Raw genomic sequence first — 17,147 nt, 5'->3', positions numbered from 1 at the left:
CTCATCCACCAGCATAAGCTGTACCCAGGCACGCCCGCTCGGGGCTCGCCGGGGCACCGTTTAGCCCATACTCACCTTCCCGAATATTTTGCTTTTTTTCCGTGGAACGCTCATTTTCTACAGAGTATGATCTTAGTCCGACGGGTTGGCGCGCATTAATGACGGTCGCTGTCAGTGACCGCTGACGGCTCTGCTGCAACAAGGCACCGCGCCTCTCACACCTTCATACGAGGCAGTCAGGGCGGGTGACTCATGCACTTCGATGCTGCATTCACACATCGCGGCTACTTGCTGAACTGTGCACCGGCGCGAGCGGGCGACGGCACGTATCAACCCTATGTCGTGATCTCGCGTTCAAGCGACGGCGAACTCGTTGCCAACCGTTTTTTTCCGACCGACCTCCGTTTTTCTGACGAAGCCGCCGCTATCGCGCACGCGCGCGACTGGGCGGTGCGCTGGATCGACGCGAGCAGCGTAACCATCTGACGGCCGTCGCTCTCCCGCGCTTCGTCCGCAGGCGCGGCGCGCGGCCTGCCGCAAAACGCGGTAATCTTGGGGACACTTCACTCTGAGCCGCGCCTCGCGCGCGGCTGCGGTCCTCATCATGTCAAACGTGTCTTCCCACAACTGGGGTCTCGAACAGATCGTCGCCGAGTTGCGTGCGTCGCGTGAACAACTCCATCGCACGCGACATCCGCGCGGCATCCGCGAATTGCCGTCGCGGGAAGGCGTGGTGAACATCGTCGCCGGGCTGCGCGCTGCGCTTTTTCCGACCCATTACGGCGCGCCGGATCTGACTGACGAAAGCGTCGACTACTACGTGGGGCATACGCTTGAAAGCACGCTGCGCCTGCTCGCGGAACAGATTCGCCGGGCGCTGCGTTTCCTGCCCGAACACGCCGATACGCCGGACGCCGAACTCAGCGTACGCGCGTTCGACGTCGCGCGCGAATTCGGCAAGCAGTTGCCGGGCATTCGCGCGCTGCTGGTGAGCGATATCCAGGCCGCATTTGCGGGCGATCCCGCCGCGCAACACATTACCGAGATTCTGCTGTGCTATCCCGGTGTGTGGGCGATGACCCATCATCGGCTTGCGCACGCGCTGCACCGGCTGGGCGTGCCGCTCCTCGCGCGCTTTATTAACGAGATTGCGCATTCGGCGACTGGCATCGACATTCACCCGGGTGCGCAGATCGGGCCGAGCTTCTTCATCGACCACGGCACGGGTGTCGTGATCGGCGAGACGGCGGTCATCGGTGAGCGCGTGCGCCTCTACCAGGCCGTGACGCTCGGCGCGAAGAGCTTTGCAGCGGACGTCGACGGCACGCTGGTGAAGGGGAACGCGCGCCATCCGATCGTCGAGGACGATGTCGTGATCTATGCGGGCGCGACGATCCTCGGGCGCGTGACGATCGGGCGCGGTTCGGTGATCGGCGGCAACGTGTGGCTTACGCATAGTGTGCCGCCGGGCAGCAGCGTGTCGCAGGGCAAGATTCGCGAAGGCGAGCGCAACGACGAGGGAAAACGCTAATGGCTGCGCGCCCGCTTTCCGCGTTGAGCGACTGAGGCGGCGATGCAACGCGGCCGCGTGCAGATGCCTCGTTGCGCGATCGACGGAGTCGAAGCGACGATCGCGGAAACCGCGCATTCGTTTCCGCGGCATTCGCATGAGGGCTTCGGCATCGGCGTGATCGTGCGTGGCGGGCAGCGCTCGGCGAGCGGGCGCGGGCCAGTGGAAGCACGCGTCGACGACGTCATTACCTGCAATCCCGGCGAAGTGCACGACGGCAGTCCGCTCGACGAGCGAGGCCGTGCGTGGCGGATGCTGTTTTTCGCGCCGTCGCTGATGTTCGATGCGGCGGGTGAACTCACGCTGACGGCGTCACGCGCCGTCGAACTGACGCGGCCTGTCACGCACGATCCGGTATTGAAGCTGCTGTTCGAGCGGCTGTTCGCTGCTGCCGTCGACGAAGCCGCGCAGGTCGACGATCTGGCACGCGAGGAAGCGCTGCTTGCGTTGCTGGCCCACGTCGGCGCGCGGCATACGACGATGAGGCCGCTTCGTCAGGCGACGGCGCCGATTGCACACGCCAGGGCGCGCATCGACGACGATCCTGCGTCTGCGCTCACGCTTGCCGATCTTGCCGCTGAGGCCGGCATGAGCCGCTTCCAGTTGCTGCGCAGCTTCGCGCATGAACTTGGGTTGCCGCCGCATGCGTACCGGATGCAGCGGCGCGTTGTGCTGGCGCGCCGGTTGATCGCACACGGCGCGGCACTTGCCGATGCTGCAGCGGCTGCCGGATTCGCAGATCAGAGCCATATGACGCGGGCGTTCGTGCGCCTCCTTGGCGTCACGCCTGCGAGTTACGCGATGGCGATGCGTCGGCGCTAAGCGGCGCTGAGCGATACCACGTGATGGCGAGCGGGAACGAAACATGCCATCGCCGCGTGGTTAAAAACGCGGGCTAAACGCCGCTGCAATATCGTTCAAGACCTTCCCTTCCTGCCCGCTCTACGCTGCGTCTTCGTTCCCCAAGGAAAAGGACGCAGCATGAACTCGCGCACGACCGGCTATCTTTTTTGTGGCCTCGCGATGGTGGGTGTCGGCAGCACGGTGGTGGTCAGCAAGATGATCGCGGCGGGGTTGGCGCCGTTCACGGCCACCGCGTTGCGGTTCGCCATCGCGTTTCCGGTGTTTGTCGCGGTGATGCGTCTGCGGCGCGCGCGCTGGCCGAAGCTCGATGCGCGCGACAGGTGGCTCGTGATCGCCCAAGCCGGCGCAGGAAGTGTCGGCTACACGGTGCTATTGATCAGCGGCATGAGACTCGCGTCGGCGGCCGATGCCGGTGTCATCACCGGCACGTTGCCCGCGGTGTCGGCGCTCGTCGCGATGATCGCGCTTGGCGAGCGCCCCGGTCCTGCGCTGCTCGGTGCAATCGCGCTCGCGACGACTGGCGTGCTCGTCTGCACGGTGCGCCTTGAGGACGTCAGCGGATCGAGACCGGCAAGCGCATGGGTCGGCGGAGCGCTCGTATTCGCGGCGGTCTTTTGTGAGGCGCTGTTCATCCTGTTGAACCGGAAATTGCGGCAGCCTGTGCCGGCACTGCAACTGTCGGCGTTGATGACCGGGATCGGCTTCATTGTCGCTATCGGCCCTGCGCTTTGCTTCGAAAAGCCATGGACGGGACACGTGAATGCGGGCGCTGTCGCGGGCGTCGTCTACTACGCGCTGGTGCCGACGGTAGGCGGTTTTGTGCTCTGGTATGCGGGCGCTGCGCGGGTGAGCGGCGCGGAAGCGGGCCTGATGACGGCGCTGGTCCCGGTTTCCGCGGTCGCGCTTGCCGCTGGGGTGCTGCGAGAGTCGATCAGCGCAGCGCAACTGGCCGGCATGGCGTGCGTGCTGGGGGCCGTGCTGCTCGCGAGCCTGGAGGGCGTCGTTCGCGCGCGCCGCGCGAACGCCTGATCCGGCCCGTCCGGGCTCAGGTATTCGGCACGCTGACCGCAGAGGGGCTCGCGACGATCGCCAGAAACTCGCGCCGGGTCGACGGGTCCGTGCGGAACGAGCCGAGCATCCGCGACGTGACCATCGCGACCCCCGCCTTGTGCACACCGCGCGTCGACATGCATTGATGGGACGCTTCGAGAATCACGCCGACTCCCTTCGGCTGCAGCACTTCGTTTAGCGTATCGGCGATCTGCACCGTCATCTTTTCCTGAATCTGCAGGCGCTTGGCGAAGGCGTCGACGAGCCGCGCGAGCTTCGATATGCCCACCACGCGATGCTCCGGCAGATACGCCACATGCGCGCGCCCGATGATCGGCACCATGTGGTGCTCGCAATAGCTTTCGAAGCGGATGTCTTTCAGCACGATCATCTCGTCGTAGCCGTCGACCTCGGAAAACGTGCGCGCGAGAATCTCGCGCGGATCGACCGAATAGCCCGCAAAGAACTCTTGATAGGAACGCACGACGCGCGACGGCGTATCGATGAGGCCTTCGCGCTCGGGATCGTCGCCGGCCCAGCGCAATAGCACCCGAACGGCTGCTTCCGCTTCGGCGCGCGTCGGACGCGCAGGCGGATTGTTGCTGGTGCTCTTCTTCGTTTTTTTAGTAGCGGCGGCCATCCAGTGCTCCTGTCAGGTGACGGTTTTCCGGTCATTGTTCCATGTTTTGGCGCGCTTCGTTATTTGGGCCATTCGTCCATCGCGTCGTTGAACAACTCTGAGACGACACTGCGCAGCCAGCTCCCGCGCGGGTCGTTATGAAACTTGCGATGCCAGTGCTGCCGAAGATCGAAGCGGGGCAGCGGCAAAGGCGGCTCGACGATCGTGATCGACGCGTGTTCGGCGACGTAGGCGAAGCCGATCGCGTGCGGCACCGTGGCGATCAGATCCGTGCGCGCGAGGATGAACGGCAGGCTCATGAAGTGCGGCGTCTCCAGCACGGCGCGACGGCGGATGCGTTTTTTCTCCAGAAACTGTTCGAGCACTTCCTGGCTGCGCCCTTCGGCACGGACGACGGCATGTCCGCTGTCGATGAACTGCTGCACCGTGAGCGGCGCGCGGGCGAGCGGATGCCCGCTGCGCAGCAGGCAGATGAAGCGGTGCGTGAAGAGCCGCTGCTGAAAGAAGTTGTTGCCCGAGAGGTCGGGAAAGTAGCCGACCGCGAGGTCCACATCGCCCGACTCGAGCCCGCGTTCGACATGCGCCGGCGGCAACGACACCGATCGCAGATTGGCATGCGGCGCGCGTTCGGCGAAAAGCTGTAGCAGACGCGGCAGGAACACGATCTCGCCGACGTCGGATAGCGCGAGCGAGAACGTATGCGTCGAGGTTGCCGGATCGAAATCCTGCGATTCCAGCATGCCTTTCTCGATGCGGCCGAGCGCCTCGCGCGCGGCCGGGATGAGCGCCAGCGCGCGGGGCGTAGGCTCCATGCCGCGCGACGTGCGGACGAACAGCGGATCGCCGAAATACTCGCGCAGCCGGCCCAGCGCGGTGCTTACGCGAGGCTGGCTGACGCCGAGGCGCTCCGCCGCGCGGCTCACGTTGCGCGTGTCCTCCATCGCGACGAGGTAGGGGATCAGGTTCAGGTCGAGTTCAGGCATGACTGCGGCGGATGACTATCTCAAGGACGGATACAGAATATCCTCAAAATCGCATTGCCGCATATTGAGGGATGCGCCCAGAATCGTTTTCATCATTCGAATCAATGATCGGGAGACGGGCATGCGCACTCAGGTCGCCATCGTCGGCGCAGGGCCGGCGGGACTTCTGCTTTCTCATATGCTGCGGCTTCAGGGCATCGATTCGGTGCTGATCGAAACCCGCTCGCGCGAGTACTGCGAGAACCGCATCCGGGCGGGCGTGCTGGAGCAGGGCACCGTCGATACGCTCAAGGAGGCTGGCCTTGGTGAGCGTATGAAGCGCGAAGGTCTGGTGCACCACGGCATCGAGTTGTTGTTCGACGGGCAGCGCCATCGCATCGACCTCACCTCGCTCACGGGCGGCCGGGCGATCACGGTATACGGGCAACACGAGGTCGTGTGCGATCTGATCGCGGCTGCGTCGATGAACGGTCAGAAACTGTATTTCGACGTTAGCGACGTCTCGCTGCATGACGTCGCGAGCGGTTCGCCACAGGTGCACTTCACGCATGGCGGCATCGCGCAGCGCATCGAATGCGATTACATCGCCGGCTGCGACGGCTTTCACGGCATTTCGCGCGCGGCGATTCCCGCCGATGTCCTGCGCACCTATGAGCGCGTTTACCCTTATGCGTGGCTCGGCATTCTCGCCGACGCCCCTCCCACCCTCGATGAACTCGTCTACGCGCATCACGAGCGCGGCTTTGCGCTTTTCAGCATGCGCTCGCCGACGGTGACGCGCCTGTATCTGCAATGCCGTCCCGACGAAGATCTCGCGCAATGGTCCGATGAGCGCATCTGGTCCGAACTCCACACGCGCTTTGCGTGCGAAGACGGCTGGACACCCGGCGAAGGCCCGATCACGCAGAAGAGCGTGACGCCGATGCGCAGCTTCGTGACCGAGCCTATGCAATACGGCCGCCTGTTCCTGGCCGGCGACGCAGCGCACATCGTGCCGCCGACGGGCGCCAAGGGCATGAATCTTGCCGTCGCCGATGTGCGCGTGCTGGCGCAAGCGTTCGCGGCGCGCTATCGGCAAGGCCGTCACGATCTGCTGGACGCCTATTCATCGAGCTGCCTCGAGCGGGTCTGGCGAGCCGAGCACTTTTCGTACTTCATGACGAACATGCTGCATCCGTCTTTCGATGACGACGCGCCGTTCGCCAACCGTCTGAAGATGTCCGAGCTGAAATACGTGACGACTTCCGAGGCGGCTGCGCGCTCGCTTGCGGAGAACTATGTTGGCTTGCCTTTTGCCTCGTAATGCGGATCATGGGGGAAGTCCCCGCCTTGACAAGCCGATCTGGCGCCTTTCATAATGCGCCAGAACGTTCGCTAAACGAATCTGCGTTCGTGTATCGAACAATTCGCAAGCTAGCCAGGCGGACGACAAGCCATAGTCAAAAGCCATCAGCCGCTAGCGGGCAGCTCGCGCGTATCCCGGAACCCGGCAACGCGCAGTCATCACGACGCGGAGACGGTGTCGCGCGCGGCCTTCCTGGGCGGCGCGGCGCAAGGCGTCCAACTGGGAACTGGCATGATCAACAAGATATTCGATTCTCTTCAGTCGGCGGTGGCCGATATCAATGACGGCGCGACGATCATGATCGGCGGCTTCGGTACGGCGGGCATGCCCTCCGAACTGATCGACGCACTGATCGAGCAGGGCTCGCGCGACCTCACTATCGTGAACAACAACGCCGGCAACGGCGATATCGGCCTCGCGGCGCTGCTGAAAGCGAAGCGCGTGCGCAAGATCATCTGCTCGTTTCCGCGCCAGACCGATTCGTACGTGTTCGACGCGCTGTACCGCGCCGGCGAAATCGAACTGGAACTCGTGCCGCAGGGCAATCTCGCAGAGCGTATTCGCGCAGCGGGCGCGGGCATCGGCGGCTTTTTCACGCCGACCGGCTACGGCACGAAACTCGCCGAGGGCAAGGAAACGCGCCTCATCGACGGCAAGCATTACGTGCTCGAAGCGCCGCTTCACGCAGACTTCGCGCTGATCAAGGCGCTCAAGGGCGACCGTTGGGGCAATCTGGTCTATCGCAAGACCGCGCGTAACTTTGGCCCGATCATGGCGAGCGCGGCAAAGACCGCGATTGCACAGGTATCGGAAGTGGTGCCGCTCGGTGGACTCGATCCGGAAGTGATCGTGACCCCCGGCATCTTTGTGCAACGCGTGATCGAAGTGCCGCAGGCAGCGCATCAAAACGCTGCGGCCTGAAAGGAGACCTGACATGAAACGACTGACCCGCGATGAAATGGCCAAGCGCGTCGCACAGGACATCCCTGAAGGCGCATATGTCAACCTCGGCATTGGCGTGCCGACGCTAGTGGCGAACCACCTCGATGCGAGCAAGGAAATCTTCCTGCATAGCGAAAACGGTCTGCTGGGCATGGGCCCCGCGCCCGCCAAAGGCGAGGAAGACGACGAACTGATCAACGCCGGCAAGCAGCACGTCACGCTGCTCACCGGCGGCGCCTATTTCCATCATGCGGATTCGTTTGCGATGATGCGCGGCGGCCATCTGGACTTTTGCGTGCTCGGCGCGTTCCAGGTCTCGGCCAAGGGGGACCTCGCGAACTGGCATACGGGTGCGCCCGATGCGATTCCGGCCGTCGGCGGCGCGATGGACCTGGCGATCGGCGCGAAGCAGGTGTACGTGATGATGGAGCATCTGACGAAGCAGGGCGAAAGCAAGATCGCCGCTGAATGCTCGTATCCGGTGACGGGTGTGAACTGCGTCGACCGCATCTACACGGACCTCGCCATGATCGACGTGACGGCTGACGGTCTCGTCGTGCGCGAGATTTTCTCCGATATCGACTTCACCGAACTGCAGAAGCTGACCGGCATTCCGCTCGTCGACGCCACGCAGCCTGCCGCAAGCGCAGCGTAGTCCGGCGTGACCGTCGCGCGGCGTTCGGCGACCATACCGTCCAGCGCCGCGCTCAACACTGTGCCGGCACATGCGGCCGACATCCCTTCCTTCGATTGTTGACGTCATCATGCTCGAAGCCAGTGCCCGTCTGACGGGCCTCATCTGCGGCACGCAGCCGATGAACGACCTCTGGTCACCCCGCGCGACACTGCAACGGATGCTCGACGTCGAAGCCGCGCTAGCGCGTGCTTCGGCGGCTCATGGCGTGATTCCGCAAACGGCTGTTGCCGCGATCGAAGCCACCTGCCACGCCGATCAGCTGGACGCCGACACGCTCGCACGCGATGCCGCGCTCGGCGGCAATCTGGCGATTCCGCTAGTCAGGCAGCTGACTGCCCGGGTGAAAGCGGTGGACGCGGAGGCTTCCAAATACGTTCATTGGGGCGCAACAAGCCAGGACATCATCGATACGGCGACCGTCCTGCAACTGCGCGACACGTTTGATCTGCTCGACACCCAGTTAAAAGGGACCTGCGCCGCGATAGCGGCGCTCGCGCGCACGCATCGCGCGACGCCGATGATCGGTCGCACGTGGCTGCAGCAGGCGCTGCCCATCACGCTCGGGCTGAAATTCGCGCAATGGCTCGACGCGCTGCTACGCCATCGCGACCGGCTCGACGCGCTGCGCGCACGTGTGCTTGTGCTGCAGTTCGGCGGCGCGGCGGGCACGCTGGCGAGCCTGCGCGACGCCGCGCCCGCGGTGACGCAGGCCCTCGCCAAAGAACTCGAACTCGCCGTTCCCACGCTGCCGTGGCACACGCAACGCGACCGCATTGCCGAGACTGCATCGGTGCTTGGCATGCTGATCGGCACGCTCGGCAAGATCGCGCGCGATATCTCGCTGCAGATGCAGACCGAACTCGGCGAAGTGGCCGAGCCTGCGGCAGCGGGGAAGGGCGGTTCGTCGACGATGCCGCACAAGCGCAACCCGGTCGGCTGCGCGGCGGTCCTGACGGCCGCGACCCGTGCGCCGGGGCTCGTCGCCACGGTGCTGGCCGGTATGGTCCAGGAGCACGAACGCGCGCTCGGCGGCTGGCAGGCTGAGTGGGACGCGCTGCCGGACCTCGCGCGCCTTGCAGGCGGCGCGCTGGCGAATATCGAACAGATTGCGTCCGGTCTCGACGTGAACGTCGAGCGCCTCACCGCCAATCTCGAAGTGACGCACGGTCTGATTCTCGGCGAATCCGTGATGCTTGCGCTTGGCGACAGGATCGGTCGGCTCGACGCGCATCATCTCGTCGAAAAGGCGTCGAAGTCGGCGGTCCAAACGGGGCGTTCGCTCTTCGAAGTGCTCGCCGCTGATGCGAACGTCACGCAACATCTTCCGATCGAGCAGTTGAAGCGCCTGCTCGACCCTGCGCAGTATGTCGGCCAGGCTCACGCCTACGTGGACGCCGCGCTGGCCCTCTACACCGCGTGCGAAAACCGCGCTAAAGATCAGGAGTAACGGCAATGCCCTACGCCGCAGTGAACGGCACCGATATTCATTATCGGGTGGACGGTGGACAGAACGGCAACGCGCCGTGGATCGTGCTGTCGAATTCGCTTGGCAGCGATCTGTCGATGTGGACGCCGCAGGTGGCCGCGTTTTCGAAGCACTTCCGTGTGCTGCGTTACGACACGCGCGGTCATGGTCACTCGGCAGCGCCGAAAGGACCGTACACGATCGAACAGCTGACGGGCGACGTGCTCGGCCTGATGGATTCGCTCAAGATCGAGCGCGCGAATTTCTGCGGCGTGTCGATGGGCGGCCTGACCGGTGTTGCGCTGGCTGCGCGTCATGCGAACCGTCTGAATCGTGTCGTGCTGTGCAATACGGCGGCGCGCATCGGTTCGCCTGAAGTGTGGGTGCCGCGTGCGGCGCGGGCTCGTACGGAAGGGATGCTGACGCTGTCCGATGCGGTCTTGCCGCGCTGGTTCACCGCAGGCTTCTTCGAACGCGAGCCGCTCGTGCTGGCGCAGATCCGCGACGTCTTCGTGCATACCGATGCCGAAGGCTACGCGTTGAACTGCGAGGCCATCGATGCAACCGATCTGCGTCCGGAAGCACCCGGCATCAAGGTGCCTGCGCTTGTGATCAGCGGCACGCACGATCTCGCGGCGACGCCGGCACAAGGCCAGGAACTCGCCGCCGCGATTCCGGGTGCGCGCTATGTGGAACTGGACGCATCGCATATTTCCAACATCGAGATGGCCGACGTGTTCACGAAGACCGTACTCGACTTCCTGACGGAGCGGCAATGACCGACGACGAACGCTATGAAGCCGGCATGAACGTGCGCCGTGCAGTGCTGGGCGATGCACACGTCGACCGGTCGCTCGCGAAACGCACTGAACTGACGGAAGAATTCCAGAACCTGATCACGCGTTATGCGTGGGGCGAGATCTGGACGCGCGATGGCTTGCCGCGTCACACGCGCAGCCTGCTGACCATCGCGATGTTGGTCGCACTCAATCGCAGTGAAGAGCTCGCGCTGCATCTGCGCGCAGCGAAAAACAACGGCGTGACGCGTGAGCAGATCAAGGAAGTGCTGATACAGACGGCGATCTATTGCGGCGTGCCGGCAGCGAACTCGGCATTTCATCTGGCCGACAAGCTGTTCCGCGAAGACGACGCCGCGAAGTCGTAGCGCGCTAACCTGACCAGGCTTTCATCGAACCGGCGGCGACACGGCAGGCGTGTCGCCGTCGACCGGCACGTGCAGCAGCACCGCCCGCAAGACCGTTTCCTTGATGACTTCACACCAGTGCGTGAGCTTCGCCTTGTCCATCAGCGGCTCACCGAGGAAGGCGCCAAGCGTGTACTGGTTGGCGTTATAGAAGTACCCGAGCGACGCGATCATGATGTACACATCACGCGCCTGCACACGCGTGCGAAACACGCCCTTCTCTTTGCCCGCGTCGAGCACTTTCTCGACGACCGAAATCGCATAGCCCGAAATCTCGCGCAGCTTCGATGATTTCTTCGAGTGCTTGCCCTGGTGCAGATTTTCGCTCGACAGCAGCGTGACGAATTCCGGATGGTCGAGGTAGTACTGCCAGACGAATTCGACCATCTGCGCGAGGCCGTGCGCCGGGTCGTCAAGATCCAGATCGAGCTTGCTCTCGGCTTCGTTGAACTGCGAGTAGATCGTTTCCAGCACTTCGATGAACAACTGCTCCTTGCTGCCGAAGTAGTAATAGATCATCCTGTCGTGCGACTTCGCGGCCTTCGAAATACTCTCGACGCGCCCGCTCGCATAACCCTGTTTCGCGAAGACCCGGATAGCGGCGCGCAGGATCTTCGCGCGCGTGTCCTGCGCCTGCTTCGCGCGGATGCCGGGGGTGCCTGGTTTGCGGGCAGCAGTCGTACTCATGGGCAGCCTCGATACGGAGTGTGGATGTGGCATCGCATGGTACACGCTCGCGTATCACGCGATGCCAGCCTTGCTGGCCGATGTCAGTCGAACACCGGCGACTCGACGCCGAGTACCTTGTGCAGCTTCGTGCTCGTCGTCGTGTACTGCATGTGAATCTTGCGGTCCGGGAAGATATACGGGGCTGCGCCGAATGCGGCCAGCGCCGCTTCATGAAAGCCCGACAGGATCAGCTTCTTCTTCCCCGGATACGTGTTGATGTCGCCGACTGCGAAGATGCCGGGCACATTCGTCTCGAACTTCTCCGTATCGACAGAAACCTGCCTGCGTGTGATGTCGAGGCCCCACTGTGCAATCGGGCCAAGTTGCGGCGAGAGTCCGAAGAACACCAGCAGATGATCGAGTTCAAGTGTGCGCGTGACACCGTCGCCGCCTGCCACCTTGATACGCCGCAGCGCTTCGTGATGGTCCTCGAAACCGTTGACCTGGCCGATCAGGCATTGCATTCGCATGTCGCCGCACAGCGCATGCATCTTCGCAACCGATGCCGGCGCGGCGCGGAACTCATCGCGCCGATGGATGAGCACGACGCTTTGCGCAATGTCGACGAGGTTGAGCGCCCAGTCGAGCGCAGAGTCGCCACCGCCGCAGATGACGATGTCCTTGTCACGGAACAGTTCAGGATCGCGTATGCGGTAGAAGAGTTGACGACCGTGATGTTTGTCGATGCCGCTTACTTTCAGCGTGCGCGGCTGGAACGAACCGACGCCCGCTGCGATGAAAATCGTCTTCGTAAAGAATTCGGTGCCCTTGCTCGTACGCACGAAGAAACGGCCATCTGTCAGGCGCTCGATGATCTGCACTTCCTGGCCAAGGTGAAACGTCGCGCCGAATGGCTCGATCTGCCTGAGCAGGTTATCGGCGAGTTCCTGCCCCGTACAGATCGGCACCGCGGGAATGTCGTAGATCGGTTTGTCCGGGTAAAGCTCGACGCACTGACCACCGACAACGGGCAGCGAATCGATGACATGCGCCTTGATTTCCAGCAGTCCCAGTTCGAACACCTGGAAAAGGCCGACCGGCCCGGCACCGACGATCAATGCGTCGGTTTCGATGGGCGATGGCGGTTCGGCGTGCGTGCGATGCTCGACTGGATGGTCGACAACCTCGTTCATGGGTTTCTCCTGCAATCGGTAGAGTGCGGAACAACGACGGAACGGCGTGCAGCGCGCGTCCGCGGCGCGCAACTGCCAGAAAAGTGGCAAGTCGACGCAAGCGATGCCTTAGCGCTCGAGCAGATGCAGCTTGTCGGCGACGTCCTTCCACGTTTCGGCATCGGCGAACGGCGATTCGGCTTTCGTGGTCACGGGAAATGTGCCTGCAAGCTCCGCGTTCAGCAGAATGAAAGCTTGCTGCGCAGCGGGCACATCCTCTTCGGCGTAAATTGCATTGACCGGGCACTCGGCAACGCAGACCGCACAGTCGATGCATTCATCCGGATCGATCACCAGCATGTTCGGCCCGGCATGAAAACAGTCGACCGGGCAGACCTCGACACAATCGGTATAGCGGCAGCGGATGCACGCTTCTGTCACGACATGAGTCACGGCGAAACTCCTTCTGCACGAGGGTGTGCGGCGAAAATTGGCGCGCCGCAGCATGACGGCCGATGGGGGAAAGACGTTGCGCAGTCTATTTTGATCGAGTAGATTTCAATCAAGTTTGGTGTAGCGGATACTACACGAACGGTTAGTGACCGCAACATTTTTCAAAATGAAAAGCGTCGCGTGTCACGCGAAAGTGCCTTGAAACAGGGGCTATTTCGTTAGCCGGGCGGGACCGAATGTAATGTCGTTGCATGGAAACCCCACCATGACTGAACATACGAAGGTCGATTTCGGTGCAGAGCGGGTCGATGGCGAAGTGGCCTCGACGCCTGGTCCCACCGTGCTCGAAAAATCGGCGCCGCGCAGCGAGCGGATGGCGTCGAACAAGATCGAATGCAATGCCTGTCCGGTGTTGTGTCAGATATCGGAAGGCCGCACCGGCGCGTGCGACCGCTATGCGAACGCAGGTGGCCGGCTGATTCGCGTCGATCCCGTGGTGTTCGTATCGCGTGCGGTTTTGGAAACGGAAAAGCCCGCGGTCGAATTCGGTGCAGCGGCCGGGGCGCAGGATCCTGTAAAGGAACAGGCACTCTTTGTCACTGGCGTGGGCGCATCGTCCACCTATCCCGACTACAAGCCCGCGCCTTTCATCGTGTCCTCGAAGCTCGACGACGTCGATATGGTCACGGTCGTCACGGAAGGCATCTTTAGCTACTGTAGCTTCAAGGTGAAGATCGACACGGATCGTTTTCTTGGGCCGGAGCAGTCGAACGTGCGCTGTCAGGGCGAAATTGTCGGCCACGTCACGACGGCCGAATATGGTTCGCAGATGTTGAGCCTCGGCGGCGTGCATCATCTGACAGGCGGCAGCAAGAAGGAAGGCCGCGTGACCTGCGACATGATGCAGGCACTTGGGAACAAGGAAGCGGTCGAATTCACCATCGACGGCGGCGCGAGTCTCGTCATTCGCGCGGGCGCGGCGCCCGTCGTGGACGGAGTCGAAGAAAAACGGATGCGCGTCGGCTGCGGGTCGGCCACGATTGGTATCTTCGCGAAACAATGGTTTGGTCACGTCGATGAAGTCGTGGTGGTTGACGATCACATTACCGGCGTGCTGACCGAGCACCAGGCGGGACGTTGCCTTGGCATGGCACGTTCCGGTCTGAAGATTCGCGGACGCAAGTCGACGCCGGGCCGCTATTTTCAGGTGGCCAATCCCGGCATCGGCTGGGGCGGCACGGATATCCAGGATCCGCTTGCGATCATCGAAGGTTTCGATCCTTCGGTTGCGCGCCCCGGCATGCGTCTGTTGATGGTGTCGACAACCGGCGAGCACGCGCAATGGTACGAACTCGATCAGAATCTCGTACCGCAGCTCGCTTCGATGCCGGACGTAGTGCAGCGGACGGTAGAGCGCATCGGCGAGAACTGCGAGCCGTCGCTTGCCACGGTGCTGTTTATCGGCGGCGCGGGCGGTAGCCTGCGCGCCGGCGCAACCGAAAACCCCGTGCTGCTGACACGCGCGATCAAGCAGCGTCTGGTGAACGTGACATGCGGCGGAGCGCCAGCCTATGTGTGGCCAGGCGGCGGCATTACCGTGATGGTCGACGTGACGCGCATGCCCGACCGTTCGTTCGGCACGGTCCCCACGCCGGCGATCGTCGCGCCGATCGAATTTTCGATGACCGTCGACGCGTATCGCGATCTGGGCGGTCATATGGAAGCGGTCCGCTCGCTGGAAAGCGTGCTGGCGAACGGGCCGGATCACCTGGAAGGCGCACCGCTTGCTCGCCGCACGCTCGCCAGGCATACGGACAACCCATGGCCGCTCGGCGTACCGCCGATGCTCGGATAAGCGCAATGAACGCGACCCGCATGCAACTCGACGACCGGCGCTGGCATTGGCAGCACGGTCCGATCGACCTGATCGTCTCGGCGGACGGCGACGCGGCCGCCGTCATGGCAGCGCATGAAGCAGGCTGGCAGCGGTTTACGACGGTCCTCGCGGAGCTTGTGTCGGAACTGCCGCTATTGAAACGCGCGATCGCAGGCGATGCCGCGCAAGCCGATAATCCCTGCCAGGGGTCCGTCGCGCGCAGAATGTGGCAGGCGTGTCATTCGCATCGAGCGCGCTACATCACACCGATGGCCGCAGTCGCAGGCAGCGTGGCGGACGAACTGATCGAAGCGTTCCAGCGAACTGGCGTACGGCGTGCGTTCGTCAATAACGGCGGCGACATCGCACTTCATCTGGGGCAGAACGAATCCTACCGCGTCGGTGTGTTCAGCGATCTTGCCACCTTCGGCGGCACGCCACTCGACGCCGCCGATGCACTGGATGCGAACATCACGCTAGACTACGCCACGCCGGTGCGCGGCGTTGCGACAAGCGGCTGGCGCGGCCGCAGTTTCAGTCTTGGCATCGCGGATAGCGTAACCGTGCTGGCGCCCACGGCGGCGCGGGCCGACGCGGCCGCCACCATGATCGCGAATGCCGTCGATGTCGATCATGCGGGTATCGTGCGGCGTCCGGCTTCGTCGCTGAAGGACGAAAGCGATCTGGGCGATATCCCTGTTACCGTCGACGTCCCGGCGCTACCGCGACCGCTGATCGATGTCGCGCTCGAGCGCGGAGCGGTGGAAGCGGCGCGTCTCTTCGACCTGGGGTTGATCGAAGGCGCAGCACTGTTCCTGCAATGGCGCACACGTGTCATTGGCACGATGAATCCAGGCGACACGTTGCGCGCATCGGGCGCAGGCGGCACGCGTCGCATCAATCAACAGACGGAGGCTCCGTGTTCGAAATACGCCGCGTGCTGACGCACGTCGAAGACATTTTTCACGAGTTCGGGCCCGCGCCCGCGCAACCGCTGCGGCGCGGTGCGATTGCCGCGGTGATGACCAACCCGTTCGCCGGTCGCTACGAACCGGAGATTCAGCATGCCATGGAAGCGCTCAAGCCGATCGGCGTCGATCTCGCGCAACGGCTGCTCGCGGCGATGAACGTGCCGCACGCGGCGATCGAAGGCTACGGCAAGGGAGCCATCGTCGGCTCGGCGGGAGAACTCGAACACGGCGCGCTGTGGCATGTGCCCGGCGGCTATGCGATGCGCGAACTGCTGGAGAAGAACGGCGTACCGACCAACGCGATCGTGCCGTCGACCAAGAAGGTCGGCCCGCCGTCCGCCGCACTCGATGTGCCACTGACGCATATCAACGCAAGCTATGTGCGCAGTCATTTCGACGCAATCGAAGTGCGCGTGCCCGGATCTCCGACAGCGAATGAGGTGGTGTATATCCTCGCGATGAGTACGGGGCAGCGCGTGCATGCGCGCGTCGGCGGGCTCGCAAAGGAAGCGATCGTCGGCAAGGACGGTCTGCGTTAAGCGGGCCGGGCGGCTTTAGCGATTCAGGCGCACATCTGGACAGATGTGGTGACGACGGAGAGAGAGATGACAGTCAAGCTTCGCAAGCTGGTTGTGCAAGTCGATGAAACACGCATTGAAATGGGTCAGACAATCGACCCGCCGGTCAGGCGCGCTGTGGCGATTGCCGTGATCGAGAATCCCTATGCGGGACGCTATGAGGCGAAACTCGACGCGCTGATCGAAGCCGGAGAGGAACTCGGCGGCCTCCTTGGCACGAAGTGCGTCGAAGCGCTTGGCATTGCGCCGGGCGACGCCCAGAGTTACGGCAAGGCGGCGATCGTCGGTGAAGCGGGCGAACTCGAGCATGCCGCCGCGATCCTGCATCCGAAGCTGGGCGCGCCACTGCGGGCCGCTGTCGAAAAGGGCGCGGCACTGGTGCCGTCAGCGAAAAAGATCGGTACGCTCGGCACCGCAATCGACGTGCCGCTTGGCCACAAGGACGCTGCCTACGTGCGCAGCCATTTCGATGCGATCGAAGCCCGCATCTCCGACGCGCCGCGTGCAAACGAGATCGTCGTGGCCGTTGCGGTCACGGCGTCGGGCCGGCCGCTGCCGCGTATCGGCGGATTGCAGGCAAGCGAGATCAAGGGCGAAGACGGTTTGCGCTGAATTAATTCGCTGATAGCGTGTGAGGGGGCGCAGCTTTTTCGACGCGCCGGATCGCA

The 17,147-nt window shown here is 63.4% G+C and carries 19 protein-coding genes; 14 read left to right on the top strand and 5 right to left on the bottom strand.

Going from position 1 to position 17,147, the window contains the following annotated elements:
• Nucleotides 1-252: 252 nt before the first annotated feature.
• From P3T23_RS01005 to P3T23_RS00990, 4 genes are all read left to right on the top strand, one after another.
• The gene (locus tag P3T23_RS01005) at nucleotides 253-486 is read left to right on the top strand and encodes a hypothetical protein (protein ID WP_429314332.1); all 234 of its coding nucleotides are present in this window, start codon (nucleotides 253-255) and stop codon (nucleotides 484-486) included.
• Between the two features lie 118 nt (nucleotides 487-604).
• Nucleotides 605-1,531 (top strand): serine O-acetyltransferase EpsC, encoded by a 927-nt coding sequence (gene epsC / locus P3T23_RS01000; protein ID WP_429314331.1) that lies wholly within the window; start codon nucleotides 605-607, stop codon nucleotides 1,529-1,531.
• A gap of 42 nt (nucleotides 1,532-1,573) precedes the next feature.
• Nucleotides 1,574-2,392 carry an AraC family ligand binding domain-containing protein gene (locus P3T23_RS00995; RefSeq protein WP_429314330.1) on the top strand — a complete coding sequence of 273 codons (819 nt, stop codon included), beginning with the start codon at nucleotides 1,574-1,576 and terminating at the stop codon, nucleotides 2,390-2,392.
• Between the two features lie 159 nt (nucleotides 2,393-2,551).
• Nucleotides 2,552-3,463, top strand: a complete 912-nt coding sequence (locus P3T23_RS00990; RefSeq protein ID WP_429314329.1) for a DMT family transporter — start codon at nucleotides 2,552-2,554, stop codon at nucleotides 3,461-3,463.
• A gap of 16 nt (nucleotides 3,464-3,479) precedes the next feature.
• Here P3T23_RS00990 and folE read toward each other — a convergent pair whose 3' ends face one another.
• Nucleotides 3,480-4,124: a GTP cyclohydrolase I FolE gene (folE, locus tag P3T23_RS00985; RefSeq protein WP_429314328.1), complete on the bottom strand. Its 645-nt coding sequence runs from the start codon at nucleotides 4,122-4,124 to the stop codon at nucleotides 3,480-3,482.
• Between the two features lie 59 nt (nucleotides 4,125-4,183).
• Nucleotides 4,184-5,107 carry a LysR family transcriptional regulator gene (locus tag P3T23_RS00980; protein WP_133665437.1) on the bottom strand — a complete coding sequence of 308 codons (924 nt, stop codon included), beginning with the start codon at nucleotides 5,105-5,107 and terminating at the stop codon, nucleotides 4,184-4,186.
• 121 nt (nucleotides 5,108-5,228) lie between these two features.
• On the opposite strand from P3T23_RS00980, the gene pobA reads away from it, so the two are divergent.
• The 6 genes from pobA to pcaC all read left to right on the top strand — a co-directional run bounded on the left by pobA (nucleotide 5,229) and on the right by pcaC (nucleotide 10,721).
• Complete coding sequence (gene pobA, locus P3T23_RS00975; protein ID WP_429314327.1) at nucleotides 5,229-6,410, top strand: 4-hydroxybenzoate 3-monooxygenase; 1,182 nt, start codon at nucleotides 5,229-5,231, stop codon at nucleotides 6,408-6,410.
• A 273-nt stretch (nucleotides 6,411-6,683) separates the two neighbouring features.
• Nucleotides 6,684-7,373: a 3-oxoacid CoA-transferase subunit A gene (locus P3T23_RS00970; protein ID WP_429314326.1), complete on the top strand. Its 690-nt coding sequence runs from the start codon at nucleotides 6,684-6,686 to the stop codon at nucleotides 7,371-7,373.
• A gap of 13 nt (nucleotides 7,374-7,386) precedes the next feature.
• The gene (locus tag P3T23_RS00965) at nucleotides 7,387-8,049 is read left to right on the top strand and encodes a 3-oxoacid CoA-transferase subunit B (protein WP_429314325.1); all 663 of its coding nucleotides are present in this window, start codon (nucleotides 7,387-7,389) and stop codon (nucleotides 8,047-8,049) included.
• Nucleotides 8,050-8,158: 109 nt separating this feature from the next.
• Nucleotides 8,159-9,538, top strand: coding sequence for a 3-carboxy-cis,cis-muconate cycloisomerase (locus P3T23_RS00960; protein WP_429314324.1), 1,380 nt, complete (start codon nucleotides 8,159-8,161; stop codon nucleotides 9,536-9,538).
• A gap of 5 nt (nucleotides 9,539-9,543) precedes the next feature.
• Nucleotides 9,544-10,335, top strand: coding sequence for a 3-oxoadipate enol-lactonase (pcaD, locus tag P3T23_RS00955; RefSeq protein ID WP_429314323.1), 792 nt, complete (start codon nucleotides 9,544-9,546; stop codon nucleotides 10,333-10,335).
• Nucleotides 10,332-10,721 carry a 4-carboxymuconolactone decarboxylase gene (pcaC, locus tag P3T23_RS00950; RefSeq protein ID WP_429314322.1) on the top strand — a complete coding sequence of 130 codons (390 nt, stop codon included), beginning with the start codon at nucleotides 10,332-10,334 and terminating at the stop codon, nucleotides 10,719-10,721. The genes pcaD and pcaC overlap by 4 nt, the downstream gene beginning before the upstream one ends.
• A gap of 21 nt (nucleotides 10,722-10,742) precedes the next feature.
• On the opposite strand, the gene P3T23_RS00945 is transcribed toward pcaC, so the two are convergent.
• The 3 genes from P3T23_RS00945 to fdxA form a co-directional block, all read right to left on the bottom strand.
• On the bottom strand, nucleotides 10,743-11,447 hold the full coding sequence (locus tag P3T23_RS00945; RefSeq protein ID WP_429314321.1) for a TetR family transcriptional regulator: 705 nt from the start codon (nucleotides 11,445-11,447) through the stop codon (nucleotides 10,743-10,745).
• Between the two features lie 83 nt (nucleotides 11,448-11,530).
• The gene (locus P3T23_RS00940) at nucleotides 11,531-12,622 is read right to left on the bottom strand and encodes an NAD(P)/FAD-dependent oxidoreductase (protein WP_429314320.1); all 1,092 of its coding nucleotides are present in this window, start codon (nucleotides 12,620-12,622) and stop codon (nucleotides 11,531-11,533) included.
• 108 nt (nucleotides 12,623-12,730) lie between these two features.
• Complete coding sequence (fdxA, locus tag P3T23_RS00935) at nucleotides 12,731-13,054, bottom strand: ferredoxin FdxA (protein ID WP_429314319.1); 324 nt, start codon at nucleotides 13,052-13,054, stop codon at nucleotides 12,731-12,733.
• A gap of 265 nt (nucleotides 13,055-13,319) precedes the next feature.
• Between fdxA and P3T23_RS00930 the strand changes: the two genes are divergently transcribed.
• From P3T23_RS00930 to P3T23_RS00915, 4 genes are all read left to right on the top strand, one after another.
• The gene (locus P3T23_RS00930; protein WP_429314318.1) at nucleotides 13,320-14,909 is read left to right on the top strand and encodes a 6-hydroxynicotinate reductase; all 1,590 of its coding nucleotides are present in this window, start codon (nucleotides 13,320-13,322) and stop codon (nucleotides 14,907-14,909) included.
• A gap of 5 nt (nucleotides 14,910-14,914) precedes the next feature.
• Nucleotides 14,915-15,874 (top strand): UPF0280 family protein, encoded by a 960-nt coding sequence (locus tag P3T23_RS00925; protein WP_429314317.1) that lies wholly within the window; start codon nucleotides 14,915-14,917, stop codon nucleotides 15,872-15,874.
• Complete coding sequence (locus P3T23_RS00920; protein ID WP_429314316.1) at nucleotides 15,850-16,440, top strand: amino acid synthesis family protein; 591 nt, start codon at nucleotides 15,850-15,852, stop codon at nucleotides 16,438-16,440. The genes P3T23_RS00925 and P3T23_RS00920 overlap by 25 nt, the downstream gene beginning before the upstream one ends.
• Before the next feature lie 66 nt (nucleotides 16,441-16,506).
• Entirely contained in the window at nucleotides 16,507-17,091 is a 585-nt protein-coding gene (locus P3T23_RS00915) for an amino acid synthesis family protein (protein WP_429314315.1), read from the top strand.
• Nucleotides 17,092-17,147: the final 56 nt, after the last annotated feature.

The sequence above is a fragment of the Paraburkholderia sp. GAS448 genome, assembly GCF_050435685.1.
In the GTDB taxonomy this organism is placed as follows: Bacteria; Pseudomonadota; Gammaproteobacteria; order Burkholderiales; family Burkholderiaceae; genus Paraburkholderia.
This window is presented reverse-complemented; position numbering and strand designations above follow the sequence as displayed.

Coding starts and splice junctions, on each gene's coding strand:
- epsC (WP_429314331.1), top strand. CDS start 605: ATGTCAAACGTGTCTTCCCACAACTGGGGTCTCGAACAGATCGTCGCC.
- pobA (WP_429314327.1), top strand. CDS start 5,229: ATGCGCACTCAGGTCGCCATCGTCGGCGCAGGGCCGGCGGGACTTCTG.
- P3T23_RS00990 (WP_429314329.1), top strand. CDS start 2,552: ATGAACTCGCGCACGACCGGCTATCTTTTTTGTGGCCTCGCGATGGTG.
- P3T23_RS00930 (WP_429314318.1), top strand. CDS start 13,320: ATGACTGAACATACGAAGGTCGATTTCGGTGCAGAGCGGGTCGATGGC.
- P3T23_RS00915 (WP_429314315.1), top strand. CDS start 16,507: ATGACAGTCAAGCTTCGCAAGCTGGTTGTGCAAGTCGATGAAACACGC.
- pcaC (WP_429314322.1), top strand. CDS start 10,332: ATGACCGACGACGAACGCTATGAAGCCGGCATGAACGTGCGCCGTGCA.
- P3T23_RS00980 (WP_133665437.1), bottom strand. CDS start 5,107: ATGCCTGAACTCGACCTGAACCTGATCCCCTACCTCGTCGCGATGGAG.
- P3T23_RS00965 (WP_429314325.1), top strand. CDS start 7,387: ATGAAACGACTGACCCGCGATGAAATGGCCAAGCGCGTCGCACAGGAC.
- P3T23_RS00945 (WP_429314321.1), bottom strand. CDS start 11,447: ATGAGTACGACTGCTGCCCGCAAACCAGGCACCCCCGGCATCCGCGCG.
- pcaD (WP_429314323.1), top strand. CDS start 9,544: ATGCCCTACGCCGCAGTGAACGGCACCGATATTCATTATCGGGTGGAC.
- P3T23_RS00995 (WP_429314330.1), top strand. CDS start 1,574: ATGCAACGCGGCCGCGTGCAGATGCCTCGTTGCGCGATCGACGGAGTC.
- P3T23_RS00960 (WP_429314324.1), top strand. CDS start 8,159: ATGCTCGAAGCCAGTGCCCGTCTGACGGGCCTCATCTGCGGCACGCAG.
- P3T23_RS01005 (WP_429314332.1), top strand. CDS start 253: ATGCACTTCGATGCTGCATTCACACATCGCGGCTACTTGCTGAACTGT.
- folE (WP_429314328.1), bottom strand. CDS start 4,124: ATGGCCGCCGCTACTAAAAAAACGAAGAAGAGCACCAGCAACAATCCG.
- P3T23_RS00925 (WP_429314317.1), top strand. CDS start 14,915: ATGAACGCGACCCGCATGCAACTCGACGACCGGCGCTGGCATTGGCAG.
- P3T23_RS00940 (WP_429314320.1), bottom strand. CDS start 12,622: ATGAACGAGGTTGTCGACCATCCAGTCGAGCATCGCACGCACGCCGAA.
- P3T23_RS00970 (WP_429314326.1), top strand. CDS start 6,684: ATGATCAACAAGATATTCGATTCTCTTCAGTCGGCGGTGGCCGATATC.